The sequence below is a fragment of the Serratia sp. Je.1.23.a genome, assembly GCF_051129805.1.
Classification (GTDB): domain Bacteria; phylum Pseudomonadota; class Gammaproteobacteria; order Enterobacterales; family Enterobacteriaceae; genus Serratia; species Serratia liquefaciens.
On record NZ_JBCPSR010000009.1, the window covers coordinates 40,764 to 63,678 of the forward strand.

Annotated in this window: 25 protein-coding genes; 18 read left to right on the forward strand and 7 right to left on the reverse strand. The window is 56.9% G+C overall.

The genetic code is table 11. The features are described 5' to 3' along the window. Nucleotides 1-9 precede the first annotated feature (9 nt). Nucleotides 10-423 (reverse strand): Exc2 family lipoprotein, encoded by a 414-nt coding sequence (locus AAZT04_RS23375; RefSeq protein ID WP_261135908.1) that lies wholly within the window; start codon nt 421-423, stop codon nt 10-12. 334 nt (nt 424-757) lie between these two features. Here AAZT04_RS23375 and treB point away from each other — a divergent pair, with 334 nt between their 5' ends. Both treB and treC read left to right on the forward strand, forming a co-directional pair. Continuing rightward, nucleotides 758-2,173, forward strand: a complete 1,416-nt coding sequence (treB, locus tag AAZT04_RS23380) for a PTS trehalose transporter subunit IIBC (RefSeq protein ID WP_020824992.1) — start codon at nt 758-760, stop codon at nt 2,171-2,173. A gap of 56 nt (nt 2,174-2,229) precedes the next feature. Further along, nucleotides 2,230-3,894, forward strand: coding sequence for an alpha,alpha-phosphotrehalase (treC, locus tag AAZT04_RS23385; protein WP_261279934.1), 1,665 nt, complete (start codon nt 2,230-2,232; stop codon nt 3,892-3,894). Between the two features lie 29 nt (nt 3,895-3,923). Here the strand turns inward: treC and AAZT04_RS23390 are convergent, their stop codons facing one another. After that, a complete protein-coding gene (locus tag AAZT04_RS23390) occupies nt 3,924-4,448 on the reverse strand; it encodes an NAD(P)H-dependent oxidoreductase (protein ID WP_048762834.1) in 525 nt (174 codons plus the stop codon). A 104-nt stretch (nt 4,449-4,552) separates the two neighbouring features. Here AAZT04_RS23390 and AAZT04_RS23395 point away from each other — a divergent pair, with 104 nt between their 5' ends. The 3 genes from AAZT04_RS23395 (at nt 4,553) to nrdG (ending at nt 8,521) form a co-directional block, all read left to right on the forward strand. Then, the gene (locus tag AAZT04_RS23395) at nt 4,553-5,461 is read left to right on the forward strand and encodes a LysR family transcriptional regulator (protein WP_115060291.1); all 909 of its coding nucleotides are present in this window, start codon (nt 4,553-4,555) and stop codon (nt 5,459-5,461) included. 283 nt (nt 5,462-5,744) lie between these two features. Beyond that, on the forward strand, nt 5,745-7,883 hold the full coding sequence (nrdD, locus tag AAZT04_RS23400) for an anaerobic ribonucleoside-triphosphate reductase (RefSeq protein ID WP_020824988.1): 2,139 nt from the start codon (nt 5,745-5,747) through the stop codon (nt 7,881-7,883). 173 nt (nt 7,884-8,056) lie between these two features. After that, nucleotides 8,057-8,521, forward strand: a complete 465-nt coding sequence (gene nrdG / locus AAZT04_RS23405; protein WP_434681980.1) for an anaerobic ribonucleoside-triphosphate reductase-activating protein — start codon at nt 8,057-8,059, stop codon at nt 8,519-8,521. Here the strand turns inward: nrdG and AAZT04_RS23410 are convergent. The 3 genes from AAZT04_RS23410 to AAZT04_RS23420 all read right to left on the reverse strand — a co-directional run bounded on the left by AAZT04_RS23410 (nt 8,518) and on the right by AAZT04_RS23420 (nt 10,261). Then, nucleotides 8,518-8,802 (reverse strand): type II toxin-antitoxin system RelE/ParE family toxin, encoded by a 285-nt coding sequence (locus tag AAZT04_RS23410; RefSeq protein WP_262259440.1) that lies wholly within the window; start codon nt 8,800-8,802, stop codon nt 8,518-8,520. The genes nrdG and AAZT04_RS23410 overlap by 4 nt on opposite strands. An 8-nt stretch (nt 8,803-8,810) precedes the next feature. Next, nucleotides 8,811-9,098 carry a type II toxin-antitoxin system RelB/DinJ family antitoxin gene (locus AAZT04_RS23415; RefSeq protein ID WP_020824985.1) on the reverse strand — a complete coding sequence of 96 codons (288 nt, stop codon included), beginning with the start codon at nt 9,096-9,098 and terminating at the stop codon, nt 8,811-8,813. Between the two features lie 104 nt (nt 9,099-9,202). Then, on the reverse strand, nt 9,203-10,261 hold the full coding sequence (locus AAZT04_RS23420; RefSeq protein WP_434681983.1) for a permease: 1,059 nt from the start codon (nt 10,259-10,261) through the stop codon (nt 9,203-9,205). Between the two features lie 260 nt (nt 10,262-10,521). Here AAZT04_RS23420 and phnF point away from each other — a divergent pair, with 260 nt between their 5' ends. Genes phnF through phnP form a run of 11 tightly spaced genes read left to right on the forward strand, consistent with a single transcriptional unit; the run spans nt 10,522 to nt 18,823 of the window. Then, complete coding sequence (phnF, locus tag AAZT04_RS23425; protein WP_170868571.1) at nt 10,522-11,247, forward strand: phosphonate metabolism transcriptional regulator PhnF; 726 nt, start codon at nt 10,522-10,524, stop codon at nt 11,245-11,247. Then, nucleotides 11,248-11,691 (forward strand): phosphonate C-P lyase system protein PhnG, encoded by a 444-nt coding sequence (phnG, locus tag AAZT04_RS23430; RefSeq protein ID WP_046374634.1) that lies wholly within the window; start codon nt 11,248-11,250, stop codon nt 11,689-11,691. Between the two features lie 2 nt (nt 11,692-11,693). Further along, a complete protein-coding gene (gene phnH, locus AAZT04_RS23435; RefSeq protein ID WP_434681985.1) occupies nt 11,694-12,275 on the forward strand; it encodes a phosphonate C-P lyase system protein PhnH in 582 nt (193 codons plus the stop codon). Beyond that, nucleotides 12,275-13,360, forward strand: coding sequence for a carbon-phosphorus lyase complex subunit PhnI (locus tag AAZT04_RS23440; RefSeq protein ID WP_434681987.1), 1,086 nt, complete (start codon nt 12,275-12,277; stop codon nt 13,358-13,360). Before phnH ends, AAZT04_RS23440 begins: the two co-directional genes overlap by 1 nt. After that, a complete protein-coding gene (locus tag AAZT04_RS23445) occupies nt 13,353-14,213 on the forward strand; it encodes an alpha-D-ribose 1-methylphosphonate 5-phosphate C-P-lyase PhnJ (protein ID WP_020824979.1) in 861 nt (286 codons plus the stop codon). The genes AAZT04_RS23440 and AAZT04_RS23445 overlap by 8 nt, the downstream gene beginning before the upstream one ends. Further along, entirely contained in the window at nt 14,213-15,001 is a 789-nt protein-coding gene (gene phnK, locus AAZT04_RS23450; protein ID WP_020824978.1) for a phosphonate C-P lyase system protein PhnK, read from the forward strand. The genes AAZT04_RS23445 and phnK overlap by 1 nt, the downstream gene beginning before the upstream one ends. A 16-nt stretch (nt 15,002-15,017) precedes the next feature. Then, nucleotides 15,018-15,722 carry a phosphonate C-P lyase system protein PhnL gene (phnL, locus tag AAZT04_RS23455; protein ID WP_044553987.1) on the forward strand — a complete coding sequence of 235 codons (705 nt, stop codon included), beginning with the start codon at nt 15,018-15,020 and terminating at the stop codon, nt 15,720-15,722. After that, nucleotides 15,722-16,858 carry an alpha-D-ribose 1-methylphosphonate 5-triphosphate diphosphatase gene (gene phnM, locus AAZT04_RS23460; protein WP_020824976.1) on the forward strand — a complete coding sequence of 379 codons (1,137 nt, stop codon included), beginning with the start codon at nt 15,722-15,724 and terminating at the stop codon, nt 16,856-16,858. Before phnL ends, phnM begins: the two co-directional genes overlap by 1 nt. Then, nucleotides 16,858-17,427, forward strand: coding sequence for a ribose 1,5-bisphosphokinase (gene phnN, locus AAZT04_RS23465; protein WP_434681990.1), 570 nt, complete (start codon nt 16,858-16,860; stop codon nt 17,425-17,427). The genes phnM and phnN overlap by 1 nt, the downstream gene beginning before the upstream one ends. After that, the gene (locus AAZT04_RS23470; RefSeq protein WP_261135918.1) at nt 17,424-18,026 is read left to right on the forward strand and encodes a DapH/DapD/GlmU-related protein; all 603 of its coding nucleotides are present in this window, start codon (nt 17,424-17,426) and stop codon (nt 18,024-18,026) included. Before phnN ends, AAZT04_RS23470 begins: the two co-directional genes overlap by 4 nt. A gap of 14 nt (nt 18,027-18,040) precedes the next feature. Next, entirely contained in the window at nt 18,041-18,823 is a 783-nt protein-coding gene (gene phnP, locus AAZT04_RS23475) for a phosphonate metabolism protein PhnP (RefSeq protein ID WP_041414151.1), read from the forward strand. On the opposite strand, the gene AAZT04_RS23480 is transcribed toward phnP, so the two are convergent. Together AAZT04_RS23480 and AAZT04_RS23485 are read right to left on the reverse strand one after the other, a co-directional pair. Then, entirely contained in the window at nt 18,774-19,412 is a 639-nt protein-coding gene (locus AAZT04_RS23480) for an NAD(P)H-binding protein (protein WP_434681993.1), read from the reverse strand. The two genes, phnP and AAZT04_RS23480, sit on opposite strands and share 50 nt — an antisense overlap. 47 nt (nt 19,413-19,459) lie before the next feature. Further along, nucleotides 19,460-19,888, reverse strand: coding sequence for a YhbP family protein (locus AAZT04_RS23485; RefSeq protein WP_115060308.1), 429 nt, complete (start codon nt 19,886-19,888; stop codon nt 19,460-19,462). Nucleotides 19,889-20,326: 438 nt separating this feature from the next. On the opposite strand from AAZT04_RS23485, the gene speFL reads away from it, so the two are divergent. Together speFL and speF are read left to right on the forward strand one after the other, a co-directional pair. Further along, nucleotides 20,327-20,431: a leader peptide SpeFL gene (speFL, locus tag AAZT04_RS23490; protein ID WP_112363015.1), complete on the forward strand. Its 105-nt coding sequence runs from the start codon at nt 20,327-20,329 to the stop codon at nt 20,429-20,431. 269 nt (nt 20,432-20,700) lie between these two features. After that, nucleotides 20,701-22,863 (forward strand): ornithine decarboxylase SpeF, encoded by a 2,163-nt coding sequence (gene speF / locus AAZT04_RS23495; protein ID WP_020824970.1) that lies wholly within the window; start codon nt 20,701-20,703, stop codon nt 22,861-22,863. Nucleotides 22,864-22,915 lie beyond the last annotated feature (52 nt).

The following is a 22,915-nucleotide window of genomic DNA, read 5'->3' on the forward strand; positions in this document are numbered from 1 at the left end:
AGGCAGTCTTCAAGGCCGCCCTTCGTAACCATCCCAGTAGGTGGCCACGGCGGAATCCAGCAATATCTGGCGTTGTTTCTGCGGGTTATCCACTGAATATTGCTGATTGATAAATCGCCCTTTCTTCCCCATGTCACTGAGGAATTCTGGGCTGCGGAAATAGGCTTCCTGCTGCTGTGCCTGTTGCTGCGTTAAGCCCTTGGCCCGATCGGCTTTCCCCATCTTGTAGAACTGGTCGAAGAACGGAATAGACGCTTTTATCGAGTCTGGGATTTGGGTTCGCATTTCGGGGGAGAAATCTTCACGTGCCAACTGATAAACCGCATGTTTAGCGTGGCGTTCCGGGCTACTTTTTTGACTGGTACAGGCGCTCAGGAACAGCGCGGTAAAGACAATAAGCAGTCGAGGCAATGTCAAAGTCATCATTCTTCCTTGAAAAAAGTCCGTGGTAATAGCACTCGAATAGCGTATTGGTTTTGAAAACACAGGCGTGAGTGCCGCTGAATTGAATCAAATCATTGATTGTTAAGGCTAACAGTATAACCGCCATTGCGTCAGTTCAAGATAATATTACGGAATGTTTCAGCCTGCTCTCAAATTTCCCCTGTTCAACAAGTGGTCATTTTTTTATCGTTTTGTGATCCTCGCCCCAAACCGGGAACGTTCCCATTCCATAAAAAAAGCGAAATGACTAAGCTTTGATCATCACTCGAACAACACCTCTGCGGCAGTCTCATACCAAGAAAGGTATCTAATAATGGGCAAAGTAAAACAGCAGGATATCGATCGCCTGATTGTGCTGGTGGGCGGGCGCGAGAATATCGCCACCGTCAGCCATTGCATTACCAGGCTGCGTTTCGTTCTCAACGACACAAGTCTTGCCAAACCAAAAGAAATCGAAGAGCTGCCAATGGTCAAAGGCTGCTTCACCAATGCCGGGCAGTTCCAGGTAGTGATTGGCCCGGAGGTCGGTGATTATTATCAGGCGTTGATTGCCACCACCGGCGTCAACGAGGCCGATAAAGAGCAGGCCAAGGTGGCGGCGCGCCAGAACATGACCTGGAGCGAGCGCGCTATCTCCCACTTCGCCGAAATCTTCTTCCCGCTGCTGCCAGCGCTGATCAGCGGCGGTTTAATCCTCGGCTTCCGCAACGTGATCGGCGACATCCCGATGTCCGGCGGCCAAACGCTGGCGCAAATGCACCCGGCGTGGAAAACCATTTACGACTTCCTGTGGCTGCTCGGTGAAGCCATCTTCATGTTCCTGCCGGTCGCCATCTGTTGGTCAACGGTGAAAAAAATGGGCGGCACGCCGGTGCTTGGCATCGTGCTGGGCGTCACGCTGGTGTCGCCGCAGTTGATGAACTCCTATCAGCTCGGCCAGCAGATCCCGGAAGTGTGGAACTTCGGCTGGTTCACCATCCAGAAAGTCGGCTATCAGGCGCAGGTGATCCCGTCCATGCTGGCCGGTATGGCACTGGGCTGGATTGAAACCCGTTTGAAAAAGATCGTGCCGGATTACCTGTATCTGGTGGTAGTGCCGGTCGTTTCTCTGCTGCTGGCGGTGTTCCTGGCGCACGCCTTTATCGGCCCATTCGGCCGTATGATTGGCGATGGCGTAGCCTGGGCGGTGAAAGCCGTCATGACCGGTAGCTTCGCGCCGATTGGGGCCGCGCTGTTTGGTTTCCTGTATGCCCCGCTGGTGATCACCGGCGTACATCAGACCACGCTGGCCATCGATATGCAGATGATCCAAAGCATGGGCGGCACGCCGGTTTGGCCACTGATTGCTCTGTCCAACATTGCGCAGGCATCTGCGGTGTTGGGTATCATCATCGTCAGCCGCAAGGCCAACGAACGTGAAATCTCGGTCCCGGCGGCAATCTCCGCCTACCTTGGCGTCACCGAACCGGCAATGTACGGGATCAACCTGAAATACCGTTTCCCTATGCTGTGCGCGATGATCGGCTCTGCCTTCGCCGGGCTGATCTGCGGCCTGGACGGCGTGATGGCCAACGGCATCGGCGTCGGCGGTTTGCCAGGCATCCTGTCGATCAAACCTCAGTTCTGGATGATTTACACGGTGGCGATCCTGGTGGCAGTGATTATCCCGCTGGTCCTGACCATGATGGTTTACAAACGCAAAGCCAGCCGCGGTGAGCTGCCGGTCTGATTAAAATGTAGGGGCCTGGCATGCCGGGCCCGTTGTCACGATTTAAAGGTATGACTATGAGCAATCCAATCCCCTGGTGGCAAAACGGCGTCATCTACCAAATCTACCCGAAGAGTTTTCAGGACAGCACCGGTAACGGCTACGGCGATCTGGCCGGTGTGACCCAGCGGCTGGACTATCTGCAGGAGCTGGGCGTCGATGCGATCTGGCTGACGCCGGTATATGTCTCCCCACAGGTGGATAACGGTTATGACGTGGCGGACTACTGCGCCATCGATCCGGCCTACGGCACCATGGAGGATTTCGACCGACTGATTGCCGCCGCCCACCAGCGTAGCATCCGCATCGTGATGGATATGGTGTTCAACCACACTTCAACCGAGCACCCGTGGTTCAAAGCTTCGCAAGAACCGAACAGCCCCTTCCGCCAGTTCTACGTCTGGCGCGATGGCGAAGGTGATACCCCGCCGAACAACTGGCGTTCCAAATTTGGCGGTAATGCCTGGCAGTGGCATGCCGACAGCGGCCAGTATTACCTGCATCTGTTTGCCACCGAGCAGGCCGATCTCAACTGGGAACACCCGCCGGTCCGCGAAGAGTTGAAGAAAGTGTGCCAGTTCTGGGCAGACAAAGGCGTCGACGGCCTGCGCCTCGACGTGATTAACCTGGTTTCCAAGCAGCAGGATTTCCCGTCCGATCCCCAGGGTGACGGTCGCCGTTTCTATACCGACGGACCGCGTATTCATGAGTTCCTGCAGGAGATGAGCCGCGACGTGTTCCAGCCGCGCGGCTTGATGACCGTGGGCGAAATGTCCTCCACCACCCTGGAGCATTGCCGGCAGTACGCTGCGCAAAGCGGTGAAGAGTTGTCGATGACCTTCAACTTCCATCATCTGAAAGTGGACTATGCCGGCGGCGAGAAATGGACGCTGGCGGCGCCGGATTACGTTGAGCTGAAACAGATTTTCCGCCACTGGCAGCAGGGCATGCACAACCAGGCCTGGAATGCGCTGTTCTGGTGTAACCACGATCAGCCGCGCATCGTTTCGCGCTTCGGCGATGAAGGCGAACTGCGAGTACCGGCCGCCAAAATGCTGGCGATGGTGCTGCACGGCATGCAGGGCACGCCTTATATTTATCAGGGCGAAGAGCTCGGCATGACCAATCCCGGCTTTAGCACCATCGGGCAGTACCGCGATGTGGAAAGCCTGAACATGTACGCCGAGCTGAGTTCCCAGGGCAAAAGTGACGCCGAATTGCTGGCGATCCTGGCCACTAAATCGCGCGATAACGGCCGCACGCCAATGCAGTGGAGTGCCGCGCCCAACGCCGGTTTCACCCAGGGAACCCCGTGGATTGGCTGTGCGGAAAACTACCCGCAAATCAATGCTGAAGCGGCGCTGGCCGATCTGGACTCGGTGTTTTACGCCTACCGTCAGTTAATCACCCTGCGCAAGCAGTATCCGCTGTTGACCCACGGTGACTATCAGGATCTGGCGCCCAACCATCCGGCGCTGTGGTGCTACCAGCGCCGCTGGAACGGCCAACGCCTGCTGGTGGCGGCCAACCTCAGCCGTGAACCGCTGGCCTGGCGGGCGGAAGGCGTGGAACCTTCAGCGTTGTGGCGTCCGCTGATGAGCAATTACGCCGATGCGCCTACGCAACCGCAGGCTATCACCCTGCGCCCGTTCGAAGCGGTGTGGTGGTTGTTAGAGGACTAACCCCCCAGGGCGCGGCCTCAGGCTGCGCCCTACTCTTTTTTCAACAGAGCCACCACTCCGGCGGCCTCTTGCGCCAGACGCTCATCGCTCATATCAAAGACGCCCTGCACCAGATGCGGCGGCAGATAATCCATGCCGGTCAGGTTGGCCATCGCATGGAACGGACGCAGCAAATCCTCGACCGGATAGCGGTTATACCCTTCCGCCGTATAGGCCTGCTGATTGCCGCCGGTGGTGACCACCAGTTGCAAGGGCTTGCCATGCAGTTGGGTACCTTCACTGCCGTAGGCGAAACCGTGGGTTAATACCGCATCCTGCCACTCGCTGAGAATCGCCGGTGAGCTGTACCAATAGAACGGGAACAGCATCACCACCGCATCATGGTTTTGCAGCAGCTCTTGCTCACGCGCCACGTCGATTTGATAGTCCGGGTAAGCACGCATCAGTTCGTGGACAGTGACGTTAGGCAAAGGACGAAGCGCTTCGATCAGCGCTTTGTTGATGCGTGATTCGTCGGGAAAACGGTGGGCGGTCAACACTAAAATACGCGACATAAAGGATCCTTGATTAAGATTTGATAACGCATTTTTCCATTTCCAGCGCCCCGGGTGTAGGCTGTGAATCGTCACTTCAATTTCAACTGAAAGTATCAACCACTATGTCGCTGCCCTTTGACGTGCACCGCCTGCTGCCGGCCTTTCTCGCGGCCGCCCAGGTACAGAATTTCTCCGCCGCCGCGCGCCAACTGGGCGTCACCCCGGCGGCAATCAGTAAAAATATTCGCGTGCTGGAAGAAAAACTGGCGCTGCGGTTGTTCCAGCGTAATACCCACAACGTGGTGCTCACCGACGAAGGTAAGGCGCTGTTGCAGCAAGTCGCACCGCTATGGCAGGCGCTGTCCGCCACGCTGGAAACTGCCGGTAGCGCGCAGCAGGCACCTTCCGGCACGGTGCGCGTCAGCATGATCCCCGGCTTCGGCCGCCAGATCCTGATGCCGTTGATCCCGCAATTCCTGGAACGTTATCCGCAGATCGATCTCGATCTCTCACTGGATGCCCGCGTGGTCAATCTGGTGGGCGAAGGATTTGACGTCGGCATCGGCAGCCGGGTCGATCCCGACAGCCGGCTGGTGGCGCGGCCACTGTATCCGATGCAGATGGTTCTGGCGGCCTCGCCCGGCTATCTTGCGCAGCACGGCACGCCGCAGGATCCTGACGATCTGCTGCAACATAATTGTCTGCTGCACCGTAACCCGGCGACCGGCCGCAGCGTAAAATGGCCGTTGCATCGACATGGCGAAGCCAAAACGCTGGAGCTGCATGGCCGCCTGGTGGCCAGTCGGCCGGAGATGTTACTGGATGCGGCGCTGGCCGGCCTGGGCATAGTCTGTCTGGCGCGTTGGTATGCGGAGCATCACTTTGCGCAGGGTACCCTGCTGCCGGTGCTGGCAGAATGCTGGCCGCAGCCAACCCAACTGTGGTTGTACTATGCCTCGGCCGATCTGCCCCCGCGAGTGCGCGTCTGGGTTGAGTTCCTGCTCGAACATTTCCACTCTCGTCCGGCCTGAGCATTCAGGCCAAAATTAACGTCTGTACAGCTTACGCGCGCTCTTTCATTTTCTTTGTCCTACGTCAAAAGAACCCCATCAACATCTATATATAGTGCATTAAGAAACGACAGCAACTATATATAGTAGTTATCCACAAAATCATCCACACATCGCCTCAGCCCTTGCGTGCTGCGGCATGGCCCTGTGGATAAGCTGAAATCATACCGATACCCGCTAGCTTTCAGGCTGAAATCTGCAAGGCAGGGCATCAACGCTCCCTCGGGGAACAAGGAGTAACAACGTGAAACCAGTAGTGATTAAACGGGACGGTTGTCAGGTACCTTTTGACGAGGCACGTATTGGGCAAGCGATCGAGCGGGCCGCGCTGGCCGTGGGGATCGTCGATGCGGACTACTGCGCAACCGTCGCCCGCGTAGTCGCTCAACAGATATCACAGCAGCCGCGCGTCGATATCCATGAAATCCAGCGGGCAGTGGAAAACCAGCTTATGGCCGGCGAATACAAGCAGCTGGCGCGGGCCTATATTGAGTACCGTCACGATCGCGACGTCGCGCGTGAACTGCGTGGACGGTTAAACCAGGAGATCCGCGGCCTGGTCGAGCAAAGCAACGTGGCATTGCTCAATGAAAACGCCAATAAAGACAGTAAGGTGATCCCCACCCAGCGCGATCTGCTGGCCGGGATCGTCGCCAAGCACTATGCCAAGCAGCACATTCTGCCGCGTGACGTAGTGCTGGCCCATGAGCGAGGCGAGATCCACTACCACGATCTCGACTACTCGCCATTCTTCCCGATGTTCAACTGCATGCTGATCGACCTGAAGGGCATGCTGACCAACGGCTTCAAGATGGGTAACGCCGAGATTGAACCCCCGAAGTCGATCTCCACCGCTACCGCAGTGACCGCGCAAATCATCGCGCAGGTGGCCAGCCATATTTATGGCGGCACCACCATTAACCGTATCGACGAGATCCTGGCGCCCTTCGTCACCGAAAGCTTTAACAAACACCAGCAGGTCGCCGAACAGTGGCAGATCCCTGACGCGCAAGGTTACGCCATGGCGCGCACCGAAAAAGAGTGTTACGACGCCTTCCAGTCGCTGGAATACGAGGTCAACACCCTGCACACCGCCAATGGCCAGACGCCATTCGTCACCTTCGGTTTCGGGCTGGGGACCTCTTGGGAATCACGCTTGATCCAACGTTCTATCCTGAGTAACCGCATTGCCGGGCTAGGCAAAAACCGTAAAACGGCGGTATTCCCTAAACTGGTGTTCGCCATCCGCGACGGCCTGAATCATCAGTACGGCGATCCGAACTACGACATCAAGCAGTTGGCGTTGGAATGCGCCAGCAAGCGCATGTATCCAGACATTCTCAATTACGATCAGGTGGTGAAAGTCACCGGCTCGTTCAAAACGCCGATGGGCTGCCGTAGCTTCCTCGGCACTTACGAAGAAGAGGGCGAGCTGGTACACGATGGCCGCAACAATATCGGCGTGATCAGCCTGAACCTGCCGCGTATTGCGCTGGAGGCCATGGGCGATGAAAGCCGCTTCTGGGATCTGCTGGATCAGCGCTTGCTGCTGGCGAAAAAAGCGCTGATGACGCGCATTGCCCGGCTGGAAGGTATCAAGGCGCGCGTGGCCCCTATTTTGTATATGGAAGGCGCCTGCGGCGTACGCCTGAAGGCAGACGACAACATTGCCGAGATCTTCAAGAATGGCCGCGCCTCTATTTCGCTGGGTTACATCGGTCTGCATGAAACCATCAACGCCCTGTTCGGCAACGAACAACACGTATACGACGATGAAACGCTGCGCGCCAAGGCGATCGCCATCGTTGCGCACCTGCGGGCCGCCACGGAAAGTTGGAAAGCCGAGACCGGTTACGGCTTTAGCCTGTACAGCACGCCAAGCGAAAACCTGTGCGATCGCTTCTGCCGGCTCGATACCGCCGATTTCGGCGTGGTGTCTGGCGTGACCGACAAAGGCTATTACACCAACAGCTTCCACCTCGACGTAGAGAAAAAGGTCAATCCTTACGACAAGCTGGATTTTGAAGCCCCCTATCCGCCATTGGCCAACGGCGGCTTCATCTGTTACGGCGAATACCCGAACCTGCAGCACAACCTGAAAGCGCTCGAAGACGTGTGGGATTACAGCTACAGCCGCGTGCCCTATTACGGTACCAACACCCCCATCGATGAATGCTACGAGTGCGGTTTTACCGGAGAATTCTCTTGCACCAGCAAGGGCTTCACCTGCCCGAAATGCGGTAACCACGAGCCATCCAAGGTCTCCGTCACCCGCCGGGTGTGCGGTTATCTCGGCAGCCCAGACGCCAGGCCGTTCAATGCCGGCAAGCAAGAAGAGGTGAAACGCCGGGTGAAACACCTGGGGAACGGGCAGATCGGCTGAAGCAAAGATCGTCAAGCCTGCTGAGCATAAGTCTGTTCATCGGGCGTGATTGTCGCCGCCAATTTACCCTCGGCCAGCGCGGAAGAAACGGAGCGTACACGCAGTACCTGAGTATTCAGAGCACTGCCCGGGGGGAAAATGGCAAGTAAAATAGCCAGATGGGCAGACCTCACATGAATTATCACCAGTATTACCCCATTGATGTCGTCAACGGCCCCGGCACCCGCTGCACGCTGTTTGTTGCCGGCTGCGTGCACCAGTGCCCTGGCTGCTACAACAAAAGTACCTGGCGGCTTAACTCCGGCCAGCCGTTTACCCAGACGATGGAAGACCGGTTGATTGCCGACCTGAACGATACGCGCATTCCGCGCCAGGGGCTGTCGCTGTCCGGTGGCGATCCCCTGCACCCCGCCAACGTCGCGGCGGTGCTGCAACTGGTGAAACGGGTGCGTGCCGAATGCCCCGGCAAGGATATCTGGCTGTGGACCGGCTACCGGCTGGCGGAGCTGGATGCGCAGCAAATGCAGGTAGTGGACAGGATTAACGTGTTGATTGACGGAAAGTTTGTGCAGGACTTAAAAGATCCGGCGCTGATTTGGCGCGGCAGCGCTAATCAGGTGGTGCATAAGCTGCGTTAGTTCTCTATGTCGGGGAATTTCTCTCGTTGATGAGCAACGGCTAAAACCTTAATCACGTCGTCGACAACAACGTATAAAACTAATAACGAAGCCTGGCTGACCAATAACTTACGCGCCTGTCTGTACCAAATTTTACCGAGTTCAGGGTAATCCAACAGGCGCTTCACTGCCTTATCAATCTCAGCATCAGCCTGCTCAGCAGCCTGTGGATTAAAAGGATAGAGAAAATCAAAAATACGTTCCCTGTCCCGTTGCGCTTCTTCATCCCATTCGACACGCATAACGATCCTTATTTTCGGTCGTATTTCGCTCGGACTTTTGCCTTAAAGGCATCCATGCTTTCATCAACCTGTTGCTGGTCAAGATAGACCGCACTTCCTTCATGCAAACGGGCAAAAGCGGCATCAACCTTTTCTTTCAACCAATTTTCATGTTGCTCAGTGGCCCGTTGCTCATCCGCCATTTGCTCAGCCAAACGTCGACACGCCTCACTCAAAGTGATCCCCTTGGCTTCTGCGGCTTTCTGCGCCAAACGTTTAGTCTCATCCTCAATGCGAAACTGGATACGGCTTTCCATCTTGATACTCCTGCATTCGCTCAATATTTAACAACTGAAAACCTGCCAACGTTAGCACATTTGTGACAACGCAAATACGAATGAAAGACTATTTATTAAACAATTTATACCAACCCCATTCCTACCACGCCCGTGACGATCCCACACAGCGCAACCAACAGCGCTGTCAAGCACAGTGCCTTGGCAGAGAAGGCCTTGTTCAGCATCAGCAACGAAGGCAGGCTGACCGCCGGCAGGGTCATCAACAGCGCCAGCGCCGGGCCGGTGCCCATGCCCGCCAGCATTAGAGTCTGCACAATCGGGATTTCCGCCGCCGTCGGGATCACGAACAGGCAACCGGCGATCGCCAGGCCAATAATCCACAACACGCTATTATCTATCGCCCCATCGGCATGCGGGAACAGCCAAACGCGCGCGGCCCCTAGCGCCAATACCGCCAGAATGTAGACAGGTATGGTGGACCAAAACAGCGACCACAGCGCCTTGAGCCAGCGGCCGAAAAACGGCTTTTCGTCAGCTTTATCCAGCGGCAGCAGCGGCGTTTGCAAAGCCGCCGGCTGCGGATCCCTGGCAGTGGCACGCTGCACCAGCCAGGCGATGCCCAGCACCATGATCACCCCATCCACCAGCCGGATTGCGGCAAACTGCCAGCCGAGCACAAAGCCCATAAAAATCAGCGTGGCCGGATTCAGCACCGGGTTACTCAGCCAGAACGCCATCGCTGCCCCGCTGGACACCGACTGACGCCGTAATCCGGCAGCTACCGGCGCGGCACAACAGGTACACATCATGCCCGGCAGTGCGATCACCGCGCCCAGCAAGGTACCGGAAAAACGCGGATGACCGAGCGTGCGCATCAACCAATCGCGTGGGATCAGCACCTGCACCAATGAGCCCAACACCACACCGAGCACCGCCGCCTTCCATACCGCCGTGAAATAGACCAGCGCGTAATGCCAGGCCGCCAGCCACGGGCTGCTGTCGTCGTTGACCAGTATCGATTTGCCGATGGAATGCGTGTCCGCCGCCAGAAAGGCCTTGCCGTAATAAGGCTGCCATTTGACGTAGTAGAGGCCGATGGCCACCACCAGCAGAAACAGCGCCGGTTTCCACCACGGCCAAGGGCGTGCGCGGTGTTCAGTTGCAGTCAGGGGATGTGGCATGGGCTTAGATTAACTCGGTTCAATCATCAATAGCGTCAGCTTAGCGCGCAGCGGCCCCCTGCGCATCATCTGCCTGTCCAAAATAGTTCATCTGTTCGCCACCGACGCGTAACGCGATTGTCATCTGACGCCTGCAAGATGATGCCAACTTCACCACGGGACCTACCCGTCGTCTTTCAAGCCGCAGGGTAAGCACTGTAAGACATGCCGATAAACCGCATATTTTTATGTCGTTATGGCCACCGAGGTTTTTTATTATGATGGACTTATCTAGACATCCGACCAGTTTTCCCACCCGCTACCAGCAAATCGCCGCGCAGCTGGAACAAGAGCTGCGCACCCAATACCGCTGTGGCGACTACCTGCCTTCCGAGCAGCAATTGGCGGAACGCTATCAGGTCAATCGCCATACCCTGCGTCGTGCAGTCGATCAATTGGTGGAGCGCGGCTGGCTGCAACGCCGGCACGGGATCGGCATTCTGGTGTTGATGCGCCCCTACGACTACCCGCTGCATGCCAATACCCGTTTCAGTCAGAACCTGTTCGAGCAGGGAAGCCACCCCACCAGTGAGCGCTTACTCGCTGTACTACGCCCGTGCAATGGTCATGTTGCCAGCGCGTTGTCACGGGAAGAAGGTGAAACGGTGATCCACCTTCGCACTTTGCGCCGGGTTAACGGCGTACCGATGAGCCTGATCGACCACTATCTGCCCGATCTGGACTGGTGGCCGGCGCTACAACAGTTCCACAGCGGTTCGCTGCACGAATTTATCGAATCAAACATCCACCAGCCGCTGACCCGCAGCCAGACACGCATCAGTGCGCGCCGGGCCCAGGCCAAAGAGAGCCGGATGCTGGAAATTGCCACCCAGGCGCCGCTGCTGTGCGTGCGCACCCTGAACGTCTGCACCGGCAGCGACAACGTGGCGGAATACTCCGTCAGCCTGGCGCGCGCCGACATGATTGAACTGACGATGGAGCACTAAATGCAAGCCTTACAGCCGAGACAACGCTGGATGTCGGTACTGGCGCACAGCCAGCCGGCCCAGTTGCGCAGCCACTGGCAGGCGCTGAATATCAACCCGCGCTACCAGAGCATCCGTGCACCGGAGATTGGCCTGGCGCAGTTGCAGGGGCGCATGGGGGCCACTGGCCGCCGCTTCGTCTTGGGCGACATGACCGTCACCCGTGCGGTGGTCCAGCTCGAAAACGGCGGCTATGGCTACAGCTATATCGCCGGGCGCGATAAGGCGCATGCCGAACTCTGCGCGCTGCTGGATGCCCTGCTGCAACTGCCGGAGCAGGCCGAATTGCTGCAACAACAGCTGATAGAGCCGCTGGCCGCGCTGCAACACGAGCAACGCCAGCTGCGTGCAAGGGCCGTCGCCTCCAGCCGGGTGGACTTCTTTACGCTGGTGCGAGGGGATTAATCATGAGCCTACTGACAGGTTTTACCCAGCCGATCGACCAATCTCAGCAGACTTTCCGCTTAATTCTTAAGGCGTTAAGCGAGCCTGGGCATGTGGTTACGCTGCAAGGCAGCCCAACCTGGGACAGGCTGAATGCCGCCAGTACCGCTGCCTTGCTGACCCTGGCGGATCAGGAAACTCCGATCCAGCTGAGTCCTGAGCTAAAAAGTGAGCAAGCGCTAACAAACATTCGCTTCCACAGTGGCGCACCGCTGGCCGAGCGCGCCGAAGAGGTGTGTTTCGCCCTGTTCGATAGCCAACTGCAGGCGACCGATTTACAGGCATTGCCGCACGGCAGCGAAATTTCCCCCGAGTTCAGCGCTACGGTGATTGTGCAGTTAGCTAGCCTGGAACAAGGCACCGCCCTGCGCCTGACCGGGCCAGGCATCGAACATCAACGAATTATTTCACCGCAGCTGCCGCCGGCGCTGCTGGATTACCTGCTTAACCGCCCGCAGCGCTTCCCGCTGGGGCTGGATTTCCTGCTGACCTGCGGCGAATGCCTGTTGGCGTTACCGCGAACCACCCGCGTGGAGGTGTGCTGATGTACGTTGCCGTTAAAGGGGGCGAAAAAGCCATTGAGGCCGCCCATCAGTTACAAGAACAGCTGCGGCGCGGCGATGACAACGTGGCGGAACTGAGCGCACTGCAGATTGAGCAGCAGCTGGGGCTGGCCGTGGACAGGGTCATGACCGAGGGCGGCATCTACGATCCTGAGCTGGCGGCGCTGGCCATCAAACAGGCGAGCGGCGATCTGGTCGAGGCCATTTTCCTGCTGCGCGCCTACCGTACCACTCTGCCGCGCCTGGCGATCGGCGAACCGCTGGCGACAGAAAATATGCGACTGGAGCGCCGCATCTCGGCAGTTTACAAGGACTTGCCCGGCGGACAGGTGCTGGGGCCAACCTACGATTACACTCACCGGCTGTTGGATTTCGCGTTGCTGGCGGAAGGAGAAGCCCCCCGCGCACCACAGGCGGACGAACCCTTGCCGGAAAACTGTGCCCACGTGTTTGATCTGCTCAGTCAGCAACAGCTGGCATTGGCGGAACAGGACGACGGCAGCATACCGGACGATATCACCCGTAATCCTCCGGTTTACCCCTGCTCACGCTCAGCGCGTCTGCAGCAATTGGTGCGCGGTGACGAAGGCTTTTTACTGGCGCTGAGCTACTCCACCCAACGTGGCTACGGCCGTACCCACCCGTTCGCCGGCGAGATCCGCACCGGCTATGTTTCAGTGGAGATCACGCCAGAAGAGCTGGGTTTCACCATTGATATCGGCGAAATCCTGCTAACCGAATGCGAGATGGTTAACGGTTTTATCGATCCGGTTGACCAGCCGCCGCATTTCACCCGCGGCTATGGTCTGGTGTTTGGCCGGGCCGAACGCAAGGCGATGGCGATGGCGCTGGTAGACCGTGCACTGCAAAGCCCCGAGTACGACGAAGGCATCGCCAGTCCGGCGCAGGACGAAGAGTTCGTGCTGGCCCATGCCGATAACGTCGAAGCCGCCGGCTTTGTTTCCCACCTTAAATTGCCGCACTACGTCGATTTCCAGGCAGAGCTGGAACTGCTTAAGCGTCTACGCCAGGAATTTAGCGAGCGTCAGGAGGCCCGCAATGAGTGAAGTATTAACCGGCTACAACCTGGGCTACCTGGACGAGCAAACCAAGCGCATGATCCGTCGCGCCATTTTGAAGGCAATCGCCATCCCCGGTTATCAGGTGCCGTTCGGCGGCCGTGAAATGCCGATGCCCTACGGCTGGGGCACCGGCGGCATTCAGTTGACCGCCAGCGTGATTGGCCGTGCCGACGTGCTGAAGGTGATTGATCAGGGCGCCGACGACACCACCAACGCCGTGTCGATTCGCCGCTTCTTCCAGCGCGTCGCCGGGGTCGCCACCACCGAACGCACGCCCGAGGCTACGCTGATCCAGACCCGTCACCGCATTCCGGAAACTGCGCTGCGCGAAGACCAGATCCTGATTTATCAGGTGCCGATCCCTGAGCCGCTGCGCTTTATCGAACCGCGAGAAACCGAGACCCGCAAAATGCATGCGCTGGAAGAGTATGGCGTGATGCAGGTGAAGCTGTACGAAGACATCGCGCGCTACGGCCACATCGCCACCACCTACGCCTATCCGGTGAAGGTCAATGACCGCTACGTGATGGATCCGTCGCCGATCCCCAAATTCGATAACCCGAAAATGCACATGATGCCGGCGCTGCAGCTGTTTGGGGCCGGACGCGAGAAACGTATCTATGCCCTGCCACCCTTTACCAAAGTGGAGAGCCTGGACTTCGACGATCATCCGTTCAGCGTACAGCAGTGGGACGAGCCCTGCGCGCTGTGCGGCTCGCGCCACAGTTATCTGGACGAGGTGGTGCTCGACGACCAGGGCAACCGCATGTTCGTCTGCTCCGATACCGATTACTGCCAGCAGCAACTGGCGCAACCTTCGCAAGAGGCGCAGCACTGATGACTTCCACCCCTCTGAGCACCACGCCGCTGCTGTCGGTGGCTAACCTGACCCACCTGTACGCGCCGGGCAAAGGCTTTAGCGATGTGTCTTTCGATATCTACCCCGGTGAAGTGCTGGGCATCGTCGGCGAATCCGGCTCCGGCAAAACCACCCTACTGAAGTCGATCTCTGCGCGGCTGGCGCCACAGCAAGGGCAGATCCTCTACCGTCCGCAGGCCGGGCAACAGCATGATTTATATGCGATGGCGGAAAGCGATCGCCGCCGCCTGCTGCGCACCGACTGGGGCGTAGTGCATCAGCACCCGCTCGACGGGCTGCGGCCCAAGGTTTCCGCCGGCGGCAACATCGGCGAACGGCTGATGGCCATCGGCCAGCGCCACTATGGCGACATCCGCCGTCAGGCCGGGCAGTGGCTGGAAGACGTTGAGATCCCGCTGTCGCGCCTTGACGATCTGCCGACCACCTTTTCCGGTGGTATGCAGCAACGCTTGCAGATCGCCCGCAATCTGGTAACCCACCCGAAGCTGGTGTTTATGGACGAACCCACCGGTGGTCTGGACGTTTCGGTGCAGGCACGGCTGCTCGATCTGCTGCGCACTTTGGTGGTGGAAATGCAGTTGGCAGCGGTGATCGTCACCCACGATCTCGGCGTGGCGCGCCTGCTGGCGCACCGCTTGCTGGTGATGAAACAGGGCGAGGTGGTGGAAAGCGGCCTGACCGACCGGGTGCTGGACGATCCACACCATCCTTATACCCAACTGCTGGTTTCTTCGGTGCTGTCGTAACTCAAGGTAATAACAGATGACTATTCAAATCCGGGTTGAACACCTCAGCAAAACCTTTGTGCTCCACCAGCAGCACGGCACGCGGCTGCCGGTGTTGCACGACGCCAACATGACGGTCAGCAGCGGCGAGTGTGTGGTGCTGCACGGCCATTCCGGCAGCGGAAAATCAACCCTGCTGCGCTCGCTGTATGCCAACTATCTGCCCGACAGCGGCCATATCTGGGTCAACCATCAGGGGGAATGGCTGGACATGGTGCAGGCCGAAGCGCGCCAAATCCTGGCGGTTCGCCGTCATACCCTTGGCTGGGTCAGCCAGTTCCTGCGAGTGATCCCTCGTATCAGCGCACTGGACGTCGTGATGCAGCCGTTACTGGAACAGGGTGCCGATCGCACCGAATGCCGTGAGCGCGCCGAAACCTTGCTTAACCAGCTCAATGTGCCGCAGCGTCTGTGGCAGTTGGCGCCTTCGACCTTCTCCGGCGGCGAGCAACAGCGGGTGAACATTGCGCGCGGCTTTATTGTCGATTATCCGATTTTGCTGCTGGACGAACCCACGGCGTCACTCGACAGCCGCAACAGCGCGGCAGTGGTCGCCTTGATCGAACAGGCCAAACGGCGCGGCGCGGCTATCGTCGGCATTTTTCATGATGAGGGCGTCCGTCAGCAGGTCGCCGACCGGTTATATGACATGCAGGCGCCACAGGCGCTGGAGATCCTCTGATGATCATCAATAACGTGAAGCTGGTGCTGGAAGATCAGGTTGTCGAAGGATCGCTGGAGATCAGCGACGGCACGATCCGCAGTTTTGCCGATACGCCGAGTCAGTTACCCCAGGCACTGAACGGTGAAGGCGGCTGGTTGCTGCCTGGCCTGATTGAATTACACACCGACAACCTGGACAAGTTTTTCACCCCGCGCCCTAACGTCGACTGGCCGGCCCATTCGGCCATGAGCAGCCATGATGCATTGATGGTGGCCAATGGCATCACCACCGTGCTGGACGCAGTGGCCATTGGCGACGTACGCGACGGCGGTCACCGGCTGGAGAACCTGCAAAAAATGATCGACGCGGTGATCCACAGCCAGCGTGCGGGGGTGAATCGCGCCGAACACCGGTTGCACCTGCGCTGCGAACTGCCGCACGACAGTACCCTGCCGTTGTTCGAACAGCTGATGGACAAGCCGGGCGTGTCTCTGGTGTCGTTGATGGACCATTCGCCGGGTCAGCGCCAGTTCGCTTCGCGAGAAAAATACCGCGAATACTATCAGGGCAAATACAACCTCAATGACCAGCAGATGAGCGACTTTGAGGAGCAGCAAATCGGGCTTTCCGCTCGCTGGGCCACGCCAAACCGCGAAGCGATCGCCGCTCACTGCCGGGCACGCAAGATCTCTCTTGCCAGCCACGACGATGCGACCGCCGAACACGTAGCCGAGTCCTGTGCGCTGGGCAGCGCCATTGCCGAATTCCCCACCACCGAAGCCGCGGCCCTGGCCTCGCATCAGCAAGGATTACAGGTGCTGATGGGGGCACCGAATATCGTGCGCGGCGGTTCCCACTCCGGCAACGTGGCAGCGCACCATCTGGCGGCGTTGGGGGTGTTGGATATTCTGTCTTCCGATTATTACCCGGCCAGCCTGCTGGATGCGGCATTTCGTATCGCGGCCGACGAGCGCAACGGCTACGGCTTGCCGCAGGCGGTGCAGATGATCACCCGCAACCCGGCGAAAGCGCTGGACTTGCAGGATCGCGGGACGATCGCCGAAGGATTACGGGCAGATTTGGTGCTGGCGCGGCCGCACGGCGAGCATATCTACGTGCAGAACGTGTGGCGCCAGGGCAAGCAGGTGTTCTGATGGCACAGCTTATCTATCTGATGGGGCCTTCCGGGGCCGGGAAAGACAGCCTGCTGGCCGCCCTGCGCGCCCATGCCGACAGTGCGCCGCTGGTGGCGCACCGTTATATCACCCGGCCGGCAGACGCCGGCTGCGAGAACCATATTGCGCTCAGTGAACCCGAATTTTTGCGCCGCCGCGCCAAAGGCCTGTTCGCCCTCGACTGGCACGCGCACCAGCATCATTACGCTTTTGGGATCGAAGTGGATCTTTGGTTGCTGCAGGGGATCGATGTGGTGGTCAATGGCTCGCGCGCTCACTTATTGCAGGCGCAGCAGCGTTATGGCGCACAGCTGCTGCCGGTTTGCCTGCAGGTCAGTACGCATATTCTCCGCCAGCGGCTGCAAAACCGCGGACGCGAAAATGCCGAGCAGATCGAACAACGATTGGCGCGTGCGGCAGAGTACCAGGAAAAACTCCCTGCCGGTTGCCGACGGTTGGATAACGACGGCAACCTTGATGACACGCTGGCGGTGCTGTTGGCGCTGCTGCCCTCTTTGGCAAAACAACCACAGGATGCCGTGCCATGAACGATGCTGCGCAGCCGAGAATCGGTAACAACGTGACGCTTAACCGCAGTCGCTTAGGCCAATATGTACATCTGGCCGACGATGCGATTCTGGAAGAGGTGGAGATGGGTGACTACTCCTATACCGCCGGACACAACCAGATTTTTTACGCCACCATCGGCAAATTCGTGTCGATTGCCTCTTATGCGCGTATCAATCCTGGCAATCACCCCAGTTACCAGCGTATCGCCCAACACCATTTCACCTACCGCGCTTCAGAGTATGACCTGGGAGAAGACGACGAAGCGTTCTTCGACTGGCGGCGCGAACAGCATGTGACTATCGGCCACGACGTCTGGATCGGTCATAACGCCATCGTCATGCCCGGCGTCAGCATCGGCAACGGTGCCGTTATCGGCAGCGCGGCGGTCGTCACCAAAGATGTCGCCCCCTATGAGATTGTCGCCGGCGTAGCGGCCAAAAAGATCGGCATGCGTTTCGACGACGCCCTGATCGAACGCATTGAGCGCAGCCAGTGGTGGCACTGGGACCACCAGACGCTGCAACAGCGGTTGGCGGATTTCCGTGATATCCATGCCTTCGCGGAGAAGTATTTATAATCGGGAGTGACGACATGCAACTGACGTTTCTCGGCACCGGTGGCGCGCAACAGATCCCGGTGTTTGGCTGTGATTGTCTGGTCTGTCAGCGGGCGAGGCGCGAGCCGGCGTTTCGGCGACGACCGTGCAGCGCCATGCTCAAATTTCAGGGGGAAACGACCTTGCTGGATGCAGGATTACCGTCGTTGGAACGGCGTTTTTCGGCGGGGGAAATTCAACGTTTTTTACTGACACATTACCACATGGATCACGTACAGGGGTTATTTCCTTTGCGTTGGGGGTGCGGAAATTTTATTCCCGTCTATGGTCCGGCAGACGAGCAGGGCTGCGATGACCTGTTCAAACACCCTGGTATTCTGGCGTTTCAACCGCCGTTAACCCCCTTCGAACCCCTTGAACTGGGCGGGCTGCGCATCACACCGTTACCGCTGCAGCATTCAAAAATCACGCTGGGCTATCTGATCCAGGCCGCAGGGGCATCGCTCGCCTACCTGACCGATACCGTCGGCCTGCCGCCCGATACCGACGCTTTTCTACGCGGAGTGCCGTTGGATTTGCTGGTGCTCGATTGCAGCCTGCCCCCTCAGCCGCAGGCACCGCGTAACCACAACGATTTGACCCGTGCGCAGGAAATTCAGCAACGCTTGCAACCAGGCCGTACCCTATTGACGCACATCAGCCATCATCTCGATTTGTGGCTGACGGACAATGAACTGCCGCCTGGCCTGGAGCTGGCGTTCGATAATCTCAGCGTGCACTGCGGTAACAATGCAGCCGATCGGATTCCAGCACCCTAACGCCGTTGCTAGGGCTGAACGCCTGTTCCAGCAGGGTTTGCGCCACGTCTTTGGCACTCACCGCTCGCCATTTGCCGGGCAGCAATTTAAACAGCGGCGCGGTGAGGCGCTCCAGCAAACGCGGCGAGGGCCGTGACCCCAGTAGCATGGATGGCCGCACCAGCGTCAGGCGCGGCCAATTCTGTTCACGCAGCGCCTGCTCCATTTCCCCTTTGGTGCGGTTATAGAGGAACGTAGAGCGCCTGTTCGCGCCTAGCGCACTGACGACCAGACAATGCTGCGCCCCTAACCGACGGCCAGTCAGCGCACTTTCCACCACCAGGGTGTAATCGACATAATGGAAATTAGCGTCGCTACCGGCTTCGCGGCGGGTCGTCCCCAGGCAGCAAAACACCATATCGACCGGCTGTTCACATTCAGTCAGCAGCGCAAACAAATCATCCCCCACCGGGTTCTCTAATTTTTCGTGCGGTGGCAATGGCCTGCGCGTTGGCGCCACGATCGCCGTGACCTGCGGATCACGCTGCAGCAGATGCAACAGTGCATTACCCACCAACCCAGTTGCCCCGACAATGAATACCCGTGCCATATGCCCTCCCGCTGATTGATGATGCTGAAAAGTATAGTTTGCGGTATTCAGACCCGCGCCCAGTGAAGCTTTTTACCGAAACCGAGGGTGTTGTCAGTCATCTTCACCTCCTGCAGATCCAACTGCCAGACCGGCGCCTTCATCATCTTGGCTATCGGGAAACGCTTGCAGTAACGTGCCCGTGCCAACGCCTCTTGCTCACCGTTCAGCATCGTCGCTTGTGCCCGATACTGAATGCCGCGGATCAAGGCGATGGTCTTCGGTTTCGGCGCTATGGTGCCCACCACGCTGGCGTTTTGCAGCATCAGCTCACCGTGACGGGTGTGGGTTTCGGTCATCAACCACAGCGCCATCCGCTCGGTGTCAAACACGTAGAAACAATTGGCGCACCACATATCCATGCCGTTCCCCGCGCACAGCGTCAGTACGTGCTGCTTGCTGAGAAACTGTGCGATAGGTTGATGCTCATCGGTCATAGTCACTGTGAATTCTCCCCGTTAGCTTGTTTCATCTTAACCCGTGTTGTTGAGGCGGGTCACAAATAACAACAATGTCGGAAAAAATTAAAATAGAATAAACATCCAGACAAAGTGAATTTATATACAAAATACCATTATATGGACTTATAACATAATAAAAACAAACTCACTTCAATTACGCATTATACGCCCCTCTTAAACGCAATTTTTTTTGCTATTTCTCCCACATAGAAAAAATCAGGTAGCAGAAAGGGCTATTTGTTATCAATCTATTTACATGCATAATCACTCTTTAGAGGTATTCTTATGCAACTCAATGCATAACCAGTGAATAGTTATTTACTTGAAGGTGCATATGCGTGATGTATGTCACATATTTTGCTCAAGCCTGCGTTAAAATAGCGCCATCTTTTCACTCACAAAGGTGGATTAGAAATGGAAAACAACAACAGAAAAATGGCGCATATCAGGCGCACAACCCATATTATGATGATGGCTCATCGTAGTTGCTTTAGCTTCGCTTTCTTTAACTTCAGATAACCTCCCTCCTCGTTCGTCCTTATTCCGAACGCAAGACATCATTACGACTTATTTTTCACTCTGTTCAACAGAGATAAACTGCTGTTGCTTACGCAGCGGAAAACATCGTAATTCAGCTTCATGGGATAAGAACGTCATCACAAAATAATAGAGTGAACTCAGGAATGCCTTCCGGCATGCCAGGTTCTCGTACACCTTTATTTTAATAAGGTATTAACGGCAGATTTAATTATTTGCCGATGGAATACCTTTGTCTGAAGAATGAGAAAATGAAAAAGTTAAAAATTGCCGCTAATGAAAAAACACTGGGCTGCTTTGAAACAGAACGTGAAATTGTCGATGTGCATCAGAGCGATTTCAATGATGTCGCCGCCATTGTGCTGTCCGTTGAGGACGTTACGAAGGGCATGGTGACGCATCTCGAAGAGATCGGGTTGAACATCCCGCTGTTTGTGGCGGTTTGCTGCGAAGAAGAGTTGGACAATGCCGTATTACCGGCGCTGCACGGGGTATTTGAACTCTGCGGGAAAAACACCCAGTTCTACGGCAAGCAGTTGGAGGCCGCGGCGGTTAAATATGAAAAAGATCTGCTGCCACCGTTCTTCAACACGCTGACGCAGTATGTCGAAATGGGTAACGCCACCTTTGCCTGTCCGGGCCATCAGGGCGGTGAATTCTTCCGTAAACATCCGGCCGGACGTCAGTTCTTTGATTTCTATGGCGAGACGCTGTTCCGTTCCGATATGTGCAACGCGGACGTCAAACTGGGCGACTTATTGATCCACGAGGGGGCACCCTGTGCCGCGCAGCAACACGCAGCCAAGGTCTTTAACGCCGATAAGACCTATTTCGTGCTGAATGGGACCTCGGCATCAAACAAAGTTGCGACCAACGCCCTGTTAACACGCGGCGATTTAGTGTTGTTCGACCGTAATAACCATAAATCCAATCACCATGGCGCTCTGATTCAAGCTGGCGCAACGCCGGTGTATCTGGAGACCGCCCGCAATCCATTTGGCTTTATCGGCGGTATTGATGCGCACTGCTTTGATGAACGTTATTTACGTCAGCAAATCCGCGAAGTGGCGCCGGAGCGTGCCAATGAGGCCCGGCCTTTCCGTCTGGCAATCATCCAGTTAGGCACCTACGACGGCACCATTTACAACGCTCGCCAGGTGGTCGACAAGATTGGGCACCTGTGCGATTACATCCTGTTTGACTCCGCCTGGGTGGGCTACGAACAATTCATCCCAATGATGAAAGATTGTTCGCCTTTACTGCTTGAACTGAATGAAAACGACCCGGGGATCATTGTGACCCAGTCCGTTCACAAACAGCAGGCCGGCTTCTCGCAAACCTCACAAATCCATAAAAAAGACAAACATATCAAAGGCCAAAGTCGCTATTGCAACCATAAACGCTTTAATAACGCTTTTATGCTGCATGCTTCCACCAGCCCGTTCTATCCGCTGTTTGCCGCTCTGGACGTCAATGCCAAAATGCATGAAGGGAAAAGCGGTCAGCGCCTGTGGAAGGAGTGCGTTCGCGTAGGGATTGAAGCCCGTAAAATGCTGCTGGAGACCTGCCAGTTAATCAAACCTTTTGTTCCAGACCAGATCGACGGCAAGCCCTGGCAGTCTTATGACACCGAGACAATGGCCAACGATTTGCGCTTCTTCAACTTTGTGCCAGGCGAGAAGTGGCATGCCTTTGAAGGCTATGCGGAATCGCAGTATTTTGTCGACCCGTGCAAGCTGTTGCTCACCACGCCGGGCATAGACACGGCGAGCGGTAACTACAGTGACTTCGGCATTCCGGCGACCATTTTGGCCAACTATCTGCGCGAAAACGGCATAGTACCGGAAAAATGCGATCTCAACTCGATCCTGTTCCTGCTCACGCCGGCCGAAGACATCGCCAAAATGCAGCATCTGGTGGCGCTGATTGCCCGCTTTGAAAAACACATCGAGCAGGATTCATTACTCAGTGAAGTCCTGCCCGCGGTATATAAAAGCAATGAGCAACGCTACAAGAATTATACCCTGCGTCAACTTTGCCAAGAAATGCACGATCTCTATGTCAGTTACGACGTTAAAGAACTGCAAAAAGAGATGTTCCGCAAAAATTATTTCCCTCGTGTCGCCATGAACCCGCAAGATGCCAATACAGAATTTGTCCGCGGCAATATCGAATTGGTTTCATTGGCCAAGGCTGAGGGCCGTATTGCGGCAGAGGGTGCACTACCTTACCCTCCGGGTGTTTTATGTGTCGTCCCTGGAGAAATATGGGGTGGCGCTGCACAGCGTTATTTCCTGGCATTGGAGGAAGGCATTAATTTACTTCCTGGTTTCGCACCGGAATTGCAGGGTGTTTATATCCAACAAGATGAAGATGGCTGGAATCGCGCTTACGGCTACGTCATGAGTAATTAATGACCTCACAAGGCGGTGAATATTATTCACCGCCCAGATCGCATCATAAAAG